This is a genomic window from Photobacterium alginatilyticum, from assembly GCF_009910675.1.
GTDB lineage: Bacteria > Pseudomonadota > Gammaproteobacteria > Enterobacterales > Vibrionaceae > Photobacterium > Photobacterium alginatilyticum.
In genome coordinates, this window is sequence record NZ_RSEJ01000223.1 from 1 (window position 1) to 536 (window position 536).

A 536-nucleotide genomic window follows, 5' to 3' on the forward strand; every position below is an offset into this window, starting at 1 on the left:
GTAATAGCGCCGATGGTAGTGTGGGGTCTCCCCATGTGAGAGTAGGACATCGCCAGGCTTGAATTTATAGGAAGCCCGCTGGGTACAGCGGGCTTTTCTTTCGCTCCGGCTGATTGCAATGTGAGCGGAGTCAAAAGAAGGTTTTCACTTTATAACCAGTTAGTCTGGTTGAAGAAAAAGATGAAAATTTTGTCTTGACTGGAAATCAGAAAAGCGTATTATACGCGTCCTGACTTGCTGAAGCGGTTAWCGCCAAGGCATTGAAAGTCAACGTTCTTTAACAATTTGACCATGCAATCTGTGTGGGCACTCGTGAAATGAATAGTCGAAAAGATTATATCAATGAACTGAGTGACCAATACAAATACTAAGTTTACTTATTATTTGRCACAGTCAATTCGTTCTAACTTAGTTAGAACAATCAGTATTCATTGAGCCGGTCGAGAGACCAACAAAACTTTAATTGAAGAGTTTGATCATGGCTCAGATTGAACGCTGGCGGCAGGCCTAACACATGCAAGTCGAGCGGCAGCGAC

Annotated in this window: 1 rRNA gene; it reads left to right on the top strand. The window is 43.3% G+C overall.

The annotated features are described in order from the left end of the window. Positions 1-460: 460 nt before the first annotated feature. Positions 461-536 (top strand): 16S ribosomal RNA (locus EIZ48_RS28665); the annotation flags it as partial.